This is a genomic window from Streptomyces sp. NPDC006624 (genome assembly GCF_040611555.1).
Taxonomy (GTDB): Bacteria; Actinomycetota; Actinomycetes; order Streptomycetales; family Streptomycetaceae; genus Streptomyces.
In genome coordinates, this window is the sequence record NZ_JBEXOM010000002.1 from 371,295 (window position 1) to 387,398 (window position 16,104).

At 71.7% G+C, this 16,104-nt stretch carries 16 protein-coding genes; all 16 read right to left on the reverse strand.

The window, feature by feature from the left end:
• Positions 1-227: 227 nt before the first annotated feature.
• The gene (locus ABZY20_RS05330; RefSeq protein ID WP_356436827.1) at positions 228-962 is read right to left on the reverse strand and encodes a hypothetical protein; all 735 of its coding nucleotides are present in this window, start codon (positions 960-962) and stop codon (positions 228-230) included.
• Between the two features lie 38 nt (positions 963-1,000).
• On the reverse strand, positions 1,001-3,571 hold the full coding sequence (locus ABZY20_RS05335) for a hypothetical protein (protein ID WP_356436830.1): 2,571 nt from the start codon (positions 3,569-3,571) through the stop codon (positions 1,001-1,003).
• Between the two features lie 229 nt (positions 3,572-3,800).
• Positions 3,801-4,451, reverse strand: a complete 651-nt coding sequence (locus tag ABZY20_RS05340; RefSeq protein WP_356436833.1) for an OmpA family protein — start codon at positions 4,449-4,451, stop codon at positions 3,801-3,803.
• 8 nt (positions 4,452-4,459) lie between these two features.
• Positions 4,460-5,044: a hypothetical protein gene (locus ABZY20_RS05345; protein WP_356436835.1), complete on the reverse strand. Its 585-nt coding sequence runs from the start codon at positions 5,042-5,044 to the stop codon at positions 4,460-4,462.
• Positions 5,045-5,060: 16 nt separating this feature from the next.
• Positions 5,061-5,684, reverse strand: a complete 624-nt coding sequence (locus ABZY20_RS05350) for a pilus assembly protein TadG-related protein (protein ID WP_356436838.1) — start codon at positions 5,682-5,684, stop codon at positions 5,061-5,063.
• Positions 5,684-5,917: a hypothetical protein gene (locus ABZY20_RS05355; protein WP_356436841.1), complete on the reverse strand. Its 234-nt coding sequence runs from the start codon at positions 5,915-5,917 to the stop codon at positions 5,684-5,686. Before ABZY20_RS05355 ends, ABZY20_RS05350 begins: the two co-directional genes overlap by 1 nt.
• Before the next feature lie 148 nt (positions 5,918-6,065).
• Positions 6,066-7,046, reverse strand: coding sequence for a response regulator transcription factor (locus ABZY20_RS05360; protein WP_356436844.1), 981 nt, complete (start codon positions 7,044-7,046; stop codon positions 6,066-6,068).
• A gap of 25 nt (positions 7,047-7,071) precedes the next feature.
• Positions 7,072-8,265 (reverse strand): histidine kinase, encoded by a 1,194-nt coding sequence (locus ABZY20_RS05365; protein ID WP_356436846.1) that lies wholly within the window; start codon positions 8,263-8,265, stop codon positions 7,072-7,074.
• A 927-nt stretch (positions 8,266-9,192) separates the two neighbouring features.
• Positions 9,193-10,080: a DUF5936 domain-containing protein gene (locus tag ABZY20_RS05370; protein WP_356436848.1), complete on the reverse strand. Its 888-nt coding sequence runs from the start codon at positions 10,078-10,080 to the stop codon at positions 9,193-9,195.
• 16 nt (positions 10,081-10,096) lie between these two features.
• Positions 10,097-11,041: a type II secretion system F family protein gene (locus tag ABZY20_RS05375; protein ID WP_356436850.1), complete on the reverse strand. Its 945-nt coding sequence runs from the start codon at positions 11,039-11,041 to the stop codon at positions 10,097-10,099.
• A 9-nt stretch (positions 11,042-11,050) separates the two neighbouring features.
• On the reverse strand, positions 11,051-12,388 hold the full coding sequence (locus ABZY20_RS05380; RefSeq protein ID WP_356436852.1) for a CpaF family protein: 1,338 nt from the start codon (positions 12,386-12,388) through the stop codon (positions 11,051-11,053).
• A gap of 25 nt (positions 12,389-12,413) precedes the next feature.
• Entirely contained in the window at positions 12,414-12,776 is a 363-nt protein-coding gene (locus tag ABZY20_RS05385) for a TadE/TadG family type IV pilus assembly protein (protein WP_356436855.1), read from the reverse strand.
• Positions 12,760-13,098, reverse strand: coding sequence for a pilus assembly protein (locus ABZY20_RS05390; protein ID WP_356437406.1), 339 nt, complete (start codon positions 13,096-13,098; stop codon positions 12,760-12,762). The genes ABZY20_RS05385 and ABZY20_RS05390 overlap by 17 nt, the downstream gene beginning before the upstream one ends.
• Positions 13,099-13,151: 53 nt before the next feature.
• Positions 13,152-14,402 carry an AAA family ATPase gene (locus ABZY20_RS05395; RefSeq protein WP_356436858.1) on the reverse strand — a complete coding sequence of 417 codons (1,251 nt, stop codon included), beginning with the start codon at positions 14,400-14,402 and terminating at the stop codon, positions 13,152-13,154.
• Positions 14,403-14,411: 9 nt separating this feature from the next.
• Positions 14,412-15,119: a Flp pilus assembly protein CpaB gene (gene cpaB / locus ABZY20_RS05400; RefSeq protein ID WP_356436861.1), complete on the reverse strand. Its 708-nt coding sequence runs from the start codon at positions 15,117-15,119 to the stop codon at positions 14,412-14,414.
• 70 nt (positions 15,120-15,189) lie between these two features.
• A complete protein-coding gene (locus ABZY20_RS05405) occupies positions 15,190-16,050 on the reverse strand; it encodes a hypothetical protein (protein WP_356436864.1) in 861 nt (286 codons plus the stop codon).
• Between the last annotated feature and the right edge of the window lie 54 nt (positions 16,051-16,104).

Consider the following 16,104-nt stretch of genomic DNA (forward strand, 5'->3'; position numbering starts at 1 on the left):
TGGGCCTGCGCCTGTGCCTGTGCCCGTGCCTTTCAGTGCGTCACGCCGGGAGGATGACGTCCACCTGCGTATGGGGGAGGTCCGGGATTTCCTCCTCCGCCTCGTCCACCCGGTGTGCGGTGTCGCGGGCGTCCCAGTGCCGTAATCCTTCCTGGTCGTCGGCGGCGTCGGTTACGTCGAGCGCCGCGCGTGGGATCGCCAGCAGGTCGGAGAGGGCTCGGCGGGGATCATGCTCCGGGGGCGGGGGGCGTTTCCTCGGTCTCCAGGTCGAAGAGCATGTTCCGCGCCGCTTCCGCGTTGTCCCAGCCGGCCGGGCCGTCCGGCTTTGCCGACAGGCGCTGCAAGGCCGCCCTGGCCTCCCGGGTGCGCATCGCGCCCAGCAGCTCGATGGCCGAGTCGGCGCCGATGTCCTCCGTCACGCAGCGCTCGGCCGCGTCCACCGCCCAGTCCGCGAAGCGGCCCGGGTCGGGGTCGAGAGCCAGCCAGCGGAAGACCGAGTCGGCGATGTCGTCGCGCAGGGACGGGATCAGGGCCAGCATCGCCGCCTCCACGTGGCGTACGACGTGCCGCTGCAGCGGGTTCGGACGAGGTCGGGCCTGCCAGGCGCGGACCAGCTCGTCCACGCCGGCCCAGGTCACGTCGCCCGTGCGGGGCATGCGCTCCCCCACGGCCCGGTGGAATTCCTCCCAGACGTGCCACAGCAGGCCGGGCGACGGCGGCTGGGGCACGTGCGGGGACAGTTCCGGGTCCTCCAGGAGGACGGTCACCACCCGCCGGGCTTCCGCCAAGCGGTCCTCGGTGTGGGGCAGTTCCGCGATCCGGCGCCAGTCGTACGCGTCCCAGGGCTGCGGCAGGGTCCGCAGCGCGCGGGGCAGGACGTAGTCACCCTCCGGGTCGTGCCAGCGCGCGACCCGCGGATCCCACGTCTCCTCCGTGCCCGGCTGCCCGCCCTGCTCACTCATCGCTGCCGTCCCGCCACGATCCTGCCTCCGTCGTCCGCTCAGCTGATCCCCAGGTACGCCTTGGCGCTTTCCGGGTCCTTCATCTTCGACCAGTCCATGGTGCCGTTCGCGGTCCGTTCGTCGACGGCGCGTTGCATCCTGCCGAGCTGGTCGGCGGTCAGGTCCTGGCCGGCCACCCGCACGTCGACGTCGTTCCTGGCCATCTCTCCGGCCGCCGTCCGGGTGTCCTTGGCCGGTTTGCCGTTCCGGGCGGGCTTGAACTCGCTGAAGAGGGAGGTCCAGCGGTCCGTCGTCTCGATCTCCACGGTGGCCTTGCGGCCGGGCTCCTTGGCCGCCCATTTCTTCAGCCGTTCGACCTGGTTGGCGAAGTCCGCCTTGCGCGTGGCCGAGCCGGCGTTCTTGACCTCCTTGACATGGACGGTGCCGCTCCGGTCCTTGTAGACCACGTCGGCGTCGGGGATCTCGTCGAGATTCACCTTCTGCCCGTCGCCCAGGTCGGCTTCCTGGCGGTTCATCTTGGCGCCGACACCGGCGTCCACCCGGGTGCCGGGGGCCGCGTCGTCGGCGGCGCGGCGTACGGCGTTCACCTCCGCACGGGCTTCCGCCAGCTTGTTGGCGTCCGAGGCGTTCACGACCTTGCCCTGCAGAGCCGCGGCGGCGTCGGGGTTGACGTTGTCGCGGCGGGCCAGGTCGGTGATCTCGTCGAGCGCGTCGGCCGCGTCCTGCCTGCTGATCTCGCCCTTGGCCGGGTCCGGGTCGTCCTTGGCCCTGTCGACGAGCCCGTCGATCTGGTCGTCGGGGACGGAGGAGCCCTGCTCCCGGAGCGCGGCCTTCGCGGCCTCGGCCCGGGCTTCGAGCGTCTGCCGCTCCGCCTCGTCGGCCTTCTGCCTGGCCTCCTGGGCCTGCTGCTTGGCCTCCTCGTCGCAGCCTTCCTCGGCCCGTGCGACGACCTGTGCGGCGGAGCGGGCGGCCGCCAGGACCGTGGTGCCGGTACCGGGGGATCCGGTGAGGGGTACGGGCTCGTGCGGGGTGCCGTCGGGCCGGGTGTCGTCGGTCCGGGTGTCGTCGGTCCGGGTGCCGCCGTACGGTGTCCTGCGGGCCGGGGCGGCGATGACGCAGCCGGATTCGCGGGCCTTCTTCTCGGCCTCGTCCGCCGCCTCGTCGGCCTCCTTCGCGGCCTTCTCGGCGCCCTTGACGTCACCCGCCCCGGCGGCCTTCCGTGCGTCCTCCGCCGCGTCGGCCGCCTTCTTCGTGAGCCTGCCCAGATCACCCAGCTTGCCGAGTTTGCCCAGCTTGCCGAGTTTTCCGGCGAGCTTGGCCTCGCCGTAGCCGGGGATGAAGAGGGAGCCGACGTTCCATACGACCGTGGTGACCGCGCGGGTCTCGTTGCCCTGGTTCCACTGGTCGCGGACGTCGTCCCCGATGAACACGTCGTCGAGGATCTTGCCGCCCGAGTTCACGGTGGCGCCGCCCCAGTCGGTGAGCGCGTCGAGGTAGTCGCCCTTGGCCCACTTGTCGCCCGCGTCCTTGGAGTCCTGCGACCACTGGTCGGCGATCACGCCGCCGTAGTCCTTCAGGCCGTCCAGGGTGTCGAGAGGGCTGGTGACGGTGTCCCAGATGCCCTTCAGGTCCCCGCCGATGCCGTCCACGACGAGGCCTTCGCCGACCTGCTTCAGCTGGTCGCCGGCGCAGCCGAAGAAGGCGCCGACGCCGGAGAAGCAGCCGTCGTCCTGGTCATCGGGGGCCTTGGGCTCGCCGTTGTCGTCACCGTCGTCGGCGGTGTCGCCACCGTTGTCGCCACCGTTGTCGGCGCTGTCGTCGTTGTTTGCTTCGGTGTTCTTCCCGCCGGTGCCCTGCGGCTTCGGGTCGCTCCCGGGCCGGTCGCCCTCGCCGGCTTCCGGCTGGGTGCCCGGGCCGTCCGCGGTGTCCGGGCGGGTGGCCGTCACGTCCGTACCGCCGTCGGCGGCCGGGGACGGGCAGGCCGTCCCGGTGACCTTGCAGACCGCCGCCTGGAGCCCGCCGTAGATCTGGGTGCCCAGGCCGCTGACCAAAAGGGCTGTGATGACCGCCGCGACGACCGCGATCAGGCCCGCGTACTCCACCGCCGTCTGGCCCTCGTCGCGGCGCCAGCGGATCATCCGGGGAAGCGAGAAGGGGCGGCGCTCGGCACGGTCGAGGGCCGGGAGGCGGTACCAGTCGCGGCTGTCCGTGCGGGTGAGGAAGTAGACGATGAGGAGGGGGAGGAAGAGCTGGCTGTAGCCGCGCGTCGATCCGTCGGTGATGTTGGAGATCGCGCCGGCGATCAGCCAGGCCTGTACGGCGATCAGCCCGGCCCGGACCCCGTTACCGCCCTGCCATGTGCGCCGGGCGAGCCACCAGCCGAGAGTGCCGGGGGCTGCCGCGTAGGCGGTGAGGGCGAGGACGCCGCCGTCGACGGCGTCGTACGAGGACGCGGTGAGCAGGACGCCGAGTCCGCCCAGGACCGTGACGGCGAACAGGACGTGGACGAGGACCAGCGCGATGGTGAGCGAGCCGGGCATCTCCCGGCGCCCACCGTGTCCCGACGGCCGGCCGCTCCAGGCCCCCGGCACTCCCCCGATCGAGGTCATGCCCCCTCCTCCCCCTAGGTCCATGACACGGCCTGAGGTTAGGGAGGGGCCGACGGGGCGGGATGGGTCCGTGGCCCCAAATCGGGGCCCAATCCGAGAGGGCCACGCCGTGCGCGTGCCGCACGCCGCCGAGTCCGGCCGCGGGGCCGGGCTCGGCAGCCGGGCTCGGCGGCCGGGCTCGGCGGTGTGCGGTTCAGTCGCCGCGCGCCCGGAGGGCTCGGGCTCCTGCTCAGCTCTCCGAGCGGGGGAAGGAGACCTCGACCCGGCGGTTCTTCTTGCGGCCGGATTCGGTGGAGTTGTCGGCGATCGGGTACTGCTCGCCGTAGCCCCGCACCTCGTAGGTGACGTCGGAGTCGGTCAGTTCCTGGTCCAGGACGTTCTGTACGGCGTCGGCGCGCTTGCGGGACAGGACGTCGCCGTGGGCGGAGGAGCCGAGGTTGTCGGTGAAGCCGAAGACACGGATCCGTGTCGCGTTCTGCGTCTTGATCTCCTCGGCGATCGCGGCGATACGGGACTTCGCCTCGGCGCTGAGCTTCGCGCTGTCCTTGCCGAACAGGACCTCGGCCTGGAGGGCGAACTTGACGTCGGCGTTGGTGTCCTCGCGGCGTTCGTCGCCGCTCTGGTCCTCGACGACCTGCTTGATGTCGAGGACCTTGGGCTCGGCGAGGGTGGCGCCCTCGGGGAGCTTGAGATCGGGGTCGTTGCGGTCGACCTCGACGGGGGCGGAGGCGGACGTCTGGCTGCCCGGCGGGACGCCGGGGGTTTCGTCGGCGCGGGCCGAGACGGCGCCGTAGAGGTTCGTGGCGGTCATGAGGGCGGCGGTGGTGAGGACCAGGGCGAGGCGTGGTGTCGCCGTCCGGGTGCGCGTGGGGGTCGTCATGGCCGGCCTCACCCGGAGATCTTGATGGTGCCGCTGGAGAAGGTCGGTACCTGGAGAGTGACGTCGGTGGCGCTCGGCGGCGGGGCGGGGAACTGCATGAATACCGGGAGCGTCTGACCGGCATCGAGCGTCCCGAAGCCGGTGGTGGTGAGTGGCCGCCCGTCCGTGTCGCGCAGGACGTAATAGCGCTTCTTTCCCTTTGGATCCACGAGGGTAGCCCCGCCCAGCGAGGGGCCGTGCTTGATGACCTCGGTCTCGTCTCCACTCATCTGGGAGGGGATGACCACCGACTTCGCCCCGTCATTTTTCAGGTTCCCGCTCACGGTGACAAAGCCGCCGCCGTCCTTTTTGGCAGAGGTGATTTGGAGGAGCAGCCCTTCGGTTCCTTTGACCTCAGCCAAAGGCGTCTCCGCCTCGCCCTCTTGAGCACTCGGCTGGGATCCGCGATTACCGGAGGAGGGCGCCGTGGCGTTCGGCTTCTTGTCCTCGCCGTCGCCTCCGCCGCCGCAGCCGGCCACACCGAGGGCCAGTCCGGCCGCAACGGTCAGCGCGACCATCCCCCTGCGCGCCTTCGCAGTGAACCGCATGCTCATCTCTCTGCTTCCTTCATCACTCGTCGTTCGCTTGTGGGTCGGCCAGATGGACGTCGAAGAGGTCTTCGGGTTCCGGCAGGACATCGAGATCGTCCGGTGTCAGCTCCCAGTCCGTACCGTCTTCGCACCGGAGCGCGGGCAGGATGTCGGGATCGGCGTCGCCGGTGGGCAGCTCGAAGTCGCAACGAGGCTCGATCACGGCCCTGGCGGTCGCATTGGACTTCCGGTTCTCCGTGCCGGGGACGATGGACTCACCTACGGACTTGTTCGTCTCGACCTCGACCGTAAAGCTCAGCGGGCCGTCCGGAGTGCATTCGGCACCGACCAGCCGGGCGTCGTTCTGTGCGGCCAGCTCATGGGCACGCCAGCACGAGGGATCGATACCTTCCGCGGTGCCTTGGAAGATCTGCCGCCACTTGGCCGGGTCGAGCACGTCCTTCACCCACGCGCCCGCGAGTTGGTCGCGCCTGTCCTGCGCCGCCGCGAGGGCCGCCGCGTCGGCGGCCGTCTGGGCGCCGTTCCTGTTCGCCGCGGCCTGGCCGACCGCGAAGTAGGCGAACGCGAGAAAGAGCAGGCCCCCCACCACCGTGATGTAGATGGGGAAGGCCTGCCCTGCGTCGCCGTACCGGCGAGATGGCATCAAGGAGCGACCTTGGCGATCTGCGCTTGGATCTTGTTGAGAATCGTCTGACCGATGTTCGTACCGGTGATCGCCAGCACGATCGCCACCACCACCGCGATGATGCCCAGGTACTCGACCGCCGTCTGCCCCTTGTCGCCGGCGCGGCGCTGCATCGCCTCGACGGTGGTGTTCTTCCAGCCGTTCACGCGGACCTTGGTCGCGACGGCGGTCTTCAGCATCAGGTCGCTCATGGTGTTCCCCTCCGGTTTCGGCTGTGCCGTTTTCGGCACGAGGAACGTACGGCGGAACCGGCTGTCCGCCAGAGGGCCCGTGGGCCCAATTCCGGGCCCAAGCGCGCGGGTCCCGCCGGTTGCTGTCACCCCGTCGCGTCACCGTCGGTCACCCCAGTCCCCGGTGTGAGTCCGGTGCCGTCCCGATCCACTTGGCGGCGGCCTCGGAGCGGCTGGTGCTGTGGAGCTTGGCGAAGATGCGGTTGATGTGGTTCTTGACGGTCTTCTCGCTGATGAAGCACGTGGCGGCGATCTGCTGGTTGTTCATGCCGGACGCGATGAGGTCCATGATCTCCGCCTCCCTCGTGCTGAGTTGGAACCGTGCCCTGTCCGGAGCGGCCGGGCGACCGCCTGTCCACCCGGACGACGACTGTCCCACAGTCGGTTGCATCTGCGAAAGGTTTTCCGGAGAAGTGGGCGAGGGTGGGACCTGCCCGAGCGGTAAGTTCGCAGGTAGTGGCGGTCGTTGAGCTTTAATATACGGGTGGGTGGGCTCGGAAAGGTCGTATGCAGTCGCACCTGACGACTGGCCCAGGCCCTCGGGAAGAGGGCGGGCAGCGGGTTCCCGGGTCTGGCGGAGCTGGGTCAGGAGCGCACCTGCCGCCGTCGGGGTGAAGTGGGCCCTGCCCTCCTTGATGTCCCGTACGGCCTGGACCAGTTGGTCGGCGGTGAACTCGCCGTGGACCAGGTAGCCGCCCGCTCCCCGGCGCAGGGCCTCCTGGACGATCTCCGACTCCCTGCTGTACGTCAGCATCACGACCGGCGCGATCCGCACCAGGTACGGCAGGGCCGAGATGCCGTCCACGCCGGGCATGCGGACGTCGAGGAGGACCACGTCCGGCTGGTGCTGCAGGGCCGCCTCGCAGGCCTGGCGGCCGTCCGCCGCCTCCGCCACGACCGTGATGTCCGCGCGCCCGGACAGCAGGGCCGTGAGGCCCGCCCGGACCACCGGGTTGTCGTCCGCGACGACGACACGGAGGCCGGCGGTCTGCCGCACCGGCTGTGGCAGGTCGGCGAACGGGTTCTGGGGCGGTGGGCCGGGGTGGTGCGGTGTGGGGTCCGGTGCGGGTTCCGGTGTGGGGTCCGGCATGGGTGGCCTCCTCTCGGGTCGTGGGTCAGACCGTGGGCGTGGTCAGGGCTGCCAGCGGGAGTTCCAAGCGCACCTCCGTGCCCTCGGGGTGACCGCCGCGGCCGATCCGGATGCGGGCACCCACCGACGCTGCGCGTTCGACCATGCCGACCAGGCCGAAGTGGCCCGCTCGGCGCAGCTGTTCGAGCGTGGTGCCCGCGGGCAGTCCGCGTCCGTCGTCGTAGACGCTGATGCGGAGCAGGTCGCCGTGGACGCCCGCGCTGACGTCCACGCGGGTGGGCCCGGCGTGGCGGTGGGCGTTCTCCATGGCCTCCGAGGCGATCGTCAGGAGCTGGCGGGCCACGGCGGGCGGGACGGGGGGTACGGCGTGCGCGCCGGTGGGGCGGTAGACCGCGGGCAGCCCGGTGCGCGTACTGAAGTCGCGGGTGCGGGCCGCCAGTTCGACCAGGACGTCCGTCGCCTGGGACGGGTCCGACTCGCGGCGCAGGTCGGCCAGGAGTTCCCGGGACTCCGCCGCCGCCCGGCGGGCCGAACGGGCGACCAGTGCGGCCTGCTGCCTGACCAGGACCGGATCCATGCGCTCGGCGTTCGCCGAGGTCGTCAGGCCGTCCGCGGCCAGGGCCACGCCGTGCAGGGTCTTGGCGACGGAGTCGTGCATCTCGCGTGCCAGACGGGCGCGTTCCGCGCTGACCGCCTCGGTGACGGCGAGGCGGGCCTGGACGGTGGTGAGGGCCTGGGTCGCCGTGCCGAAGCGGAGCATGAGGTTGCGGAGGCTGGAGCCGACGGCACCCGCGATCACACACAGGCCGGGCAGGAGGGTCGCCTCGGCGATGCCAGGGGGCGGGTTCTCCTGCGCCGCGTGGATGAGGAGGAGCAGGAGCCCCTGCAGGGAGGCGAACCCCGCGGCTCCCCGCCAGCCGTAGACGAGCCCGGCGAGCAGCGGAGTGCAGACGCTGACGTACGCGAGGGTGCTGCCGGGGCCCGCGGAGATGAGCAGGAGGGCGCCGAAGAGGGTGTCGGCGGCCAGGAGGGTGGGGTGGCGCAGGAGGAGAGGGCCGAAGCGCTCCCAGTCCCTGAACAGGACGTAGGAGGTCATGAAGGTGACGACCACGGCGGCACCGACGAGACGCGTGGGGAGGCCCTCGTGTGCGTTGATCAGGGCGGACGGGGTGGCGAGCGCGATCATCGCCAGCCGGAAGCCGAAGACCTGGCGGCACATGGCCTGCAGGGCGTTGATCTGGATGTCCAGCGCCGGGCCGCCGGGGGATGGGGTGGCGGCCGCTGGAGGGTCGACCGGAGGGGAGGAAGCGGGGGAAGGAACGGCGGGTTCCGGGTTGGCGGGGGGCAGCGCCGCGAGGGCCGGACTCCCGGCCGCAGGGACAGCGGAGCCGGACGTGCCGGCCGCAGGGACAGCGGAGCCGGACGTGCCGGACACCGGGACAGCAGAGCCGGACGTGCCGGACACCGGGACAGCAGAGCCGGACGTGCCGGACACCGGGACAGCAGAGCCGGACGTGCCGGACACCGGGACAGCGAAGCCCGACGCAGCCGAGCCAGCGTCACCCGACGCCGATTCGGCAGACCCCGGGACCACCGCACCCCGACCGCCGGACGGCACGTCGGAGGCCCCCCGCCCAACAGGCGCCGACGCGGCGGAAGCAGCAGCCCCCCGGCCTCCGCCCCCGCCCCTGACCCCGGCACTGGCCCCGCTCCCGGCCCCGCCCCCGCCCCCGCCCCCGGAGATCCGCAACGTCGGCTCGCCGCCCACGCCTCCCCCCGCCGCCTCCCACCCGGGCGGCAGTGCGGGGGTCACGGAGGTCACCGGGACGTCCGGCGCGCCCGTGCGGACGTGGGGCGGCAGTACCGTGCCCGCCGGCGGTGTCGTGATCTCCGGGTGCCTCTCGCCGGCGCGGCGGCGGCCGCGGCCCAGCAGGCCTCTTCGTTCCCCGGTCAACGCCATGCCGTCACCCCTCTCCGTGCTTCCCTTGCTTCCGCTTGCCTGCCTGCCTGCTACGGCTTGCTTCCCCTCGCTCCCTGCCGCCGACTCACCTCACTCCCCCTCCGCCGCTCCCCCCTCTGCACTTCCCCTCCGCCACTTCCCCTCTACCGCTCCCCTCTCCGCCACTCCCCCCTCTTCCGCTCCCCCTCACTTCCCCGTCACCTCGCTGAAGTCCGTCCCCGAGCCGAGGATCAGGCCCGCGCCGAGGAGGAGCATGGTCGCGGGGACCATGAAGGTCGTGATCATCATCGTGGCCTTCGGCACGGCCCGGGCCGCCTTGCGGCGGGCGTTCTGGGCGTCCGTGCGCCGCATGTCCTTGGCGAGCGACACGAGCGTGTCGACGATCGGCGCGCCCAGTTCCTCGCCCTGCTGCAGGGCGGTGACGAACATGGCGACCTGCTCGGAGTCGTTGCGCCGGCGCAGTTCCGCGAAGGCCTGGCGGCGGCTCATGCCGAGGTCCATCTGGCGCAGGGTGATGCGCAGTTCGTCGGCCCAGGGGCCCTCGTACTTGGACGCGACCCGGTCCAGTGCCTGGCGGAAGCCGAGGCCCGCGCTGACCACGACCGCGAGGACGTCCAGGAAGTCCGGCAGGGTCCGTTCGATGACGTCCTTGCGGATGCGGATGGCCGACCAGATGCCGACCTCCGTCCAGAACGCTCCGAACGCCAGCAGGAGCAGCGCCACCAGGAGCTGGCCGCGCATGAGGAAGACCAGGAAGCCGACGCCGCCCAGAGCGCCGTAGACCGCGCGGCGTGCGGCGTAGCGGTCGATCGTCAGGCCGCCGGGGTTGCCCGCCAGGTCGATCTTGCGGCGGTACTTGGCCACCTGCTTGGGGCCCATCAGGCGGAGCACGGCGGGGGCGTACCGCATGCCCATGCGGTCGATGAGGGAGTCCACCGCTCCCGTGCGCGTCGAGCCGACCTCCAGGGCCAGCGCGAGGTCGCCGGGGAGTTTCGCCTCGGCGCGGTACATGCGGACGCCGGCGAAGACGCCCCAGACGCCGAGGGCCATCAGCAGGGCGAGAAGCAGTCCCATGGTTGCCTCCTGGCTCTCAGACGTCGATGCGGGACAGGCGGCGGATGAGGACGAAGCCGACGGCGTAGAGCGAGAAGGCGATGATGACCGCCGCCTGGCCGAAGGGGGAGCCGGTCATGCGGTCAAGGGCGCCGTCCTTGACCCCGTTCATGAGGAAGAGCGAGCCGACGCCGAGGACCGGCACCGCGTAGGACGTCATGTTCACCTGCGACAGCTGGGTCCGCACCTCCCGCCGTGTCTCCTTGCGTTCCTCCAGCGTCTCCGTCAGGTTGCGCAGGGCGCCGACCACCTGGCCGCCCGCCCGGTTCGACAGGACCAGCGTGGTGACGAGGACGACCAGTTCGCGCGACGGGAGGCGGTCGGCGAGTTCGTCGAGGGCGTCGTCCAGGGACGCGCCCACGGCCAGCTGGGCCGCGACCTTGCCCAGTTCCTCGCCCGCCGGGGCCTCCATCTCCTCGGCGGCCATGCCGATCGCGGTGCGCAGGGCGAGGCCGGCCTGGGTGGCGTTCGCGAGGATGCGGGACATCTCGGGGAGCTGGTTGATGAACTTCTCGATGCGCTTCTGGCGTTGCCAGTTGAGGAACTGGACGGCGACGCCGATGCCGAGCAGGCCGGCCAGCGGGCCGAAGAACGGGGCGAGCGCCGCCTGGCCGATCAGCCACAGTCCGGCGACCATGGCGAGCATGGCGACGAAGAACTCGCCCGGGGTGATGTCCAGGCCGGTCGCCGCCAGGCGGAGCTCCAGCTTCTTGCCCAGCCTGGTGCGGCGCAGCCGGCGGTCGATGCCCCGGAAACTGCGGCGCCGGCCTGCGACCGGGATCTGGCCGGTGGTGGAGAGGCGGTCGACGAGCGCCTGGCGGTGGGCCTTGCCCGCGGCGTAGGAGTGCAGGCCGGCGACGGCGAGGACGCACGTCAGCAGGGTGACGCCGGTGGTGAGCGAGATGAGCGTGTGCAGTTCCATCGGGCGGTCCTACCTGGCTTCTCGGGTGGCTAGCTGGTCCGCGCTCCGGGCGATGCCGAAGGCCTGCGGGATGGGCTGGCTCGCCATGTAGAGGCGGTCGGCGGTGCGGCGTGGCAGCGGGAAGTACTCGAAGGCGCCGTGGATGCGGCCGTCGGCGGCCATCGGCCGGGCCTGGAAGCGGGCGACCGTGACCAGGCGGTACGGGTCGCTGCCGTGGCTGTCCATCAGCGCGATCTCGGTGATGCGGCGGGCGCCGTCCGCGAACCGGGTCAGCTGCACGATGACGTCCACCGCGCTGTTGATCTGGTCGTGCAGCGCCACGAAGGGGATCTCCACGTCCGACATGGAGGCGAGGGTCTGCAGCCGCATCAGGGCGTCCTCGGCGCTGTTGGCGTGGACGGTGGCCAGGGAGCCGTCGTGGCCCGTGGACATGGCCTGGAGCATGTCGAGGGACTCGCCGCCGCGGACCTCACCGACGACGATCCGGTCGGGGCGCATGCGCAGGGAGTTGCGCACCAGGTCGCGGATGGTGACCTGCCCCTTGCCCTCGACGTTCGGGGGCCTGGACTCCAGGCGGATCACATGGGGCTGCTGGAGCTGGAGTTCGGCGGAGTCCTCGATGGTGATGATGCGCTCGCCCTCGGGGATGAGGCCCGACAGTGCGTTGAGCAGGGTCGTCTTCCCCGTGCCGGTGGCGCCGGAGACGATGACGTTGAACTTCGCCTGCACCAAGCCGGCCAGCAGGTAGAGCATGTGCTCGTCGAGCGAGCCGAGGCCGATCAGCTCCTGGAGCGTGAAGGAGCGCGGGAAGCGGCGGATGGTGAGGGTGGCGCCGGTCAGGGACAGCGGCGGGATGATGACGTTGACGCGCTCGCCGGAGGGCAGGCGGGCGTCGACCATCGGGTTGGACTCGTCCACGCGGCGGTTGACGGTGGAGACGATCCGCTCGATCGTCTGCATGAGCTGGTCGTTGGAGGCGAACCGCAGGGGCAGTTGCTCGACCCGGCCGCCGCGCTCCACGAAGATCGCGTCCGGGCCGTTGACCATGATCTCCGTGATGGAGGCGTCCTCCAGCAGCGGCTCCAGGATGCCGAGGCCCAGCGCCTCGTCGACCACCCGGCGGATGAGCTGCGAGCGCTCCACGGTCGACAGCACAGGGCCCTCGCGGCTGATGATGTGCCCGAGGACGCGCTCCAGCCGGGCCCGGCGCTCGGCGGCGGCCAGCGAACTCATCTCCGCGAGGTCGATCTCCTCCAGGAGCTTGGCCCGGTAGGAGGCGACCATGTGGCCGTCCTCGCCCCGGTTGCCGTTCTCCTCGGGGGAGTTGATGCGTGCTCGCAGGCTCATGAGTCCGGTGCTCCTCGCTCGTTGCTCAGTGGTCGCGCGGCATCGTGGCGGTCTTCACGGCCGGGTCGAAGTCCCAGCCCGGCACGAGGGACGGGATCCGCACGGTGGCGGTGACCGTGACCACGTCCCCGCCGTACGCGGCGGGGCAGCTGGTCCCGTCGGCCAGCCAGCCGCTCACCGCCGCCCGGCAGTCCGCCTCGTGCGGCCCGTCCAGCGAGGCGCTGCGGGCCCCCGCCCGGGCGGCGGTGCCGGCCTGCTGGGCGGTGTAGGCGATCAGCCCCAGCTGCACGGCCGCCAGGGCGACGATCAGCAGGATCGGCAGGAAGCCGATGTACTCGATGGCGACCTGGCCGCGGTCTCGGCGCTCGGTGTCACGGGGCACCCGCATCCGCCTCCTCCACCGCACCGGCGTGTCCCCGGACCTGGATGGGCACCGACAGCGTGCCCGGAAAGAGGACCGGGACGTCCAGGCGCACGTCGGCCGTGATGTAGCCGGAGCCGCCGCAGGTCACGTCGGCGCCGGAGCGCCACGCCTCCGACAGGTGCCTGAGCCCGGCCTCCCGGCACGCGGCGTCGCGCGCCCCGCCCGGTTCCGCCGCCGTCGCCTCGCGCACCGCCTCGTCCGCCGCGTTCCCCGCGAGGATGAAGGTGTAGCCCACGAGGACGGCCTGCCACAGCGCGATCAGCGTGACGATGATCGTCGGTGTCATGCCGAGGAACTCGATGGTCACCTGGCCCTTGTCCCGCTGTCTTGCGAGCACGCTCACCCCTCCCTTCGCCGTTTGAAGCTGACCGGCGCCCGGTCCCCGCCCCGGAACCGGCCCGCCTTCTGGGCGCCGCCGGGGGTCTTGACCAGGCCCAGTTCCGCCGCCAGGCCCCACAGGGCCTGCTTCACCACGCTCTTGTTCTCCAGCTCGTGGATGCGTCCGGCGTCCACGACGCTCTGCAGTTCCTTGAAGTTGGCGGGGATCGCGGTGGCCGCGACAGCCGTGCCGGTGATCTTCTGGATGAGGGCCGGCTGGATCTCCGTGCCGCGGCTGTGCCGGTTGACGACGACGGTGGTCTCCTCGGCCTTGCGGATCTGCAGCCGGTCCCACATCCGCACCGCCCGTTTGGCGCCCCGTACGGCGACCACGTCCGGCGTGGTGACCAGCAGGGCCCGGTCGGCCATCTCCACGGCCGCCGCGCCCGCGCCGCCGAGCTGGGCGCCGCAGTCGATGACGACGACCTCGTAGCGGGAGCGCAGGGCGCTGACGATCTGGCGGGCGGAGCGGTCGGTGACGTCCTCGCCGCGTTCCCCCTCGGCCGGGGCGAGCAGCAGGGCGAGGCCGCTGTCGTGGCGGAAGACCGCGTCGGCCAGGACGCGCGGGGAGATGTCGTTGATGGCGGCCAGGTCGACGACGGAGCGGCGGAACTGGACGTCCAGGTAGGAGGCGACGTCGCCGGTCTGGAGGTCCATGTCGACCAGGGCCGTGCTGCGGCCGGAGGCCTGGGCGGCCAGGGCGAGCTGGATCGCGGTGAGGGTCGCTCCGGCGCCGCCCTTGGCGCCGCTGACGGTGACGACGGTGCCGCCGACGCCGGTGAAGACGTCGCCGCCGGCGCCGAGGTGCCGTCGTACGCCGGTGGACCACTGGGCGACGGCCTGGACGCGGCTGGCGAGTTCCTCGTAGCTCAGCGGGAGGGCGACCAGGCCGCGGGCGCCGTAGTCCATGGCGGCCTGGAAGAGGCCGGGGCTCGCGTCGGAGGTGACGAGGATGACGCCGACGGCCGGGAAGCGCAGGGCCACTTCACGGATCAGCTCCAGCGCGGGGACCGGCCCGATCCGCTCGTGCACGACCACGACCTCGGGCAGCTCGTCGACGGACTCGGCGGCGAGCCGGGCGAGGGTGTCGATGAGCTGGGTGGAGTCGGCCACCGGGGCGACCGGCTCGGCGTCCGGGAGCTGGCTGAGCAGGGTGGTGACGGAACGGATCGCGTCCGCGTCACCGACCGCCGGGAGGATCCTCGTGGGCATGCGGGCCTCTCACTTGTCCTTCGCGAGTTCGTACGTCCGGTCGCGCTCCGGGACGCTGGTGTCGCTGCCGGGCGCGACGAGGGCGAGGCGGACGCGCTTGGCGAACGACTCGGCGTAGGTGATGCGCTGGGCGTCCAGGGCGGACAGCGCGAAGGTGATGGGCACGGCGTCGGTGGGCTGCTGGGTGCGGTTGCCCTCGTCGGGCCGCAGCGCGGTCAGTTCGCCGACGTCGAGGACCTTGGCGTTGGTGACGATGATCTTCGACTGGTCGGGGTCGCCCTCGCGGGCGCCCTCGAAGGTGGCGTAGACGTTGACCGAGGCGCCGGGCGTGATCTTGCCGGCCACGCCGGTCGCCGCGTCGATCATGATGGCGACCTCCTGCTGCCCGGGCTGGAGGGCCGGCCGGCTGACGATCATGTCGGACTGGAGGAGGGAGCCCGCCTTCAGGGTGGTGACGGCGATCTTGCCCTGTATCTCGCGCAGGTCGGTGACGGCGTTGTCCGACAGCCACCGCTCGGGCATCTCGATCTTCTCGAACTGGCCCGTGCTGAGCGTGGTGTAGGGCGGCACGTCGGATTTCAGCCGGTAGGCGGTGACCTCGGGGCCGACCTTGGACTTCACGTCGCTGATGACGGACAGCACGCCGGCGAAGGCGCCCAGGGCGCAGACGATCGACAGGAGCAGGAGGATCACGCCGCGGCGCTGACGGGAGTTCATGAACCGTGCAACCTCGTTCGGGATATCGGTCGAGCGGGATCGGAGCGGTGCCGGCGAGGGGTGTCAGGGCTCACCCGACGGCCGTTCGGTTCTCGAGCTGGGGCGGGCTGTCGTGGACGGGCGGGGTGGCCGAGCAGAAGACGCAGCGGTCGCCGATGACGTCGATGCCGCACCAGTGGCAGCGGCTGCGCCGCACGGAGGTGACCAGCTGGTAGAGGACGGAGAGGTCGGGCAGGTAGCTGCAGAACTCGACGAGCCTGCCGGTGCCCCACCAGTGCGGTGACGCGGCCGGCAGCGGGACCTCGCGCAGCCCCTGCACCTTCCAGGCGGGGGCGAGGGTGCCGGTGACCCAGTCGGACGGGAGCTGCCCCTTGGCGACCAGCATCCAGGTGCCGAACTCCGGTCCGGGCAGCCGCGCCTCGGGGGTGATGCGCACGAGCTGCGGCTCGGGGTGGGCGAGGACGCCGAACTGGCTGCCGGGCACCCAGGACTTGGCGTGCGACTTCAGGCCGACGGGGACGTGGTCGAGCCGGGCCACGGAGTTGAGCAGCGCCCCGGCGTGGATGTAGTGCACGAGCAGCCGCCCGGCTGAGGCGAGCACGCCGGGGCTGAGGTCGCAGGAGGCGAGCTGCCTGAGCTGCCGTGCCAGCACGGCCAGTCCGAGGGGTGGCAGCTCCGGCCGGAAGAGGGCGACCCGGTCGGTCTCCATGAGGGAGCGCAGGGTGTGCAGCCGGCGCTGCAGGGCGGTCGGGGCGGCCGGTGAGCAGACCACGATCACATGCCCGTGGTGCTCGACCAGGGCCTGCAGATCGGCCAGCGCCTGTTCCAGGGGGCGTTGTTCGATGTCCCGGAGCACGGCGGCGGGCAGGGTGCGTTCGTCCTGTGGCGGCAGCGCCAGGTCGGCACTGGTCACGGCAATGGCAGTTGGCACGCGCAGCTCCCCGTTTCCCCATGCCCGTCGGAACGCCGGGTGTCACTCCGGCGC

Coding starts and splice junctions, on each gene's coding strand:
- ABZY20_RS05330 (WP_356436827.1), bottom strand. CDS start 962: ATGAGTGAGCAGGGCGGGCAGCCGGGCACGGAGGAGACGTGGGATCCG.
- ABZY20_RS05335 (WP_356436830.1), bottom strand. CDS start 3,571: ATGACCTCGATCGGGGGAGTGCCGGGGGCCTGGAGCGGCCGGCCGTCG.
- ABZY20_RS05340 (WP_356436833.1), bottom strand. CDS start 4,451: ATGACGACCCCCACGCGCACCCGGACGGCGACACCACGCCTCGCCCTG.
- ABZY20_RS05345 (WP_356436835.1), bottom strand. CDS start 5,044: ATGAGCATGCGGTTCACTGCGAAGGCGCGCAGGGGGATGGTCGCGCTG.
- ABZY20_RS05350 (WP_356436838.1), bottom strand. CDS start 5,684: ATGCCATCTCGCCGGTACGGCGACGCAGGGCAGGCCTTCCCCATCTAC.
- ABZY20_RS05355 (WP_356436841.1), bottom strand. CDS start 5,917: ATGAGCGACCTGATGCTGAAGACCGCCGTCGCGACCAAGGTCCGCGTG.
- ABZY20_RS05360 (WP_356436844.1), bottom strand. CDS start 7,046: ATGCCGGACCCCACACCGGAACCCGCACCGGACCCCACACCGCACCAC.
- ABZY20_RS05365 (WP_356436846.1), bottom strand. CDS start 8,265: ATGTGCCGCCAGGTCTTCGGCTTCCGGCTGGCGATGATCGCGCTCGCC.
- ABZY20_RS05370 (WP_356436848.1), bottom strand. CDS start 10,080: ATGGGACTGCTTCTCGCCCTGCTGATGGCCCTCGGCGTCTGGGGCGTC.
- ABZY20_RS05375 (WP_356436850.1), bottom strand. CDS start 11,041: ATGGAACTGCACACGCTCATCTCGCTCACCACCGGCGTCACCCTGCTG.
- ABZY20_RS05380 (WP_356436852.1), bottom strand. CDS start 12,388: ATGAGCCTGCGAGCACGCATCAACTCCCCCGAGGAGAACGGCAACCGG.
- ABZY20_RS05385 (WP_356436855.1), bottom strand. CDS start 12,776: ATGCGGGTGCCCCGTGACACCGAGCGCCGAGACCGCGGCCAGGTCGCC.
- ABZY20_RS05390 (WP_356437406.1), bottom strand. CDS start 13,098: ATGACACCGACGATCATCGTCACGCTGATCGCGCTGTGGCAGGCCGTC.
- ABZY20_RS05395 (WP_356436858.1), bottom strand. CDS start 14,402: ATGCCCACGAGGATCCTCCCGGCGGTCGGTGACGCGGACGCGATCCGT.
- cpaB (WP_356436861.1), bottom strand. CDS start 15,119: ATGAACTCCCGTCAGCGCCGCGGCGTGATCCTCCTGCTCCTGTCGATC.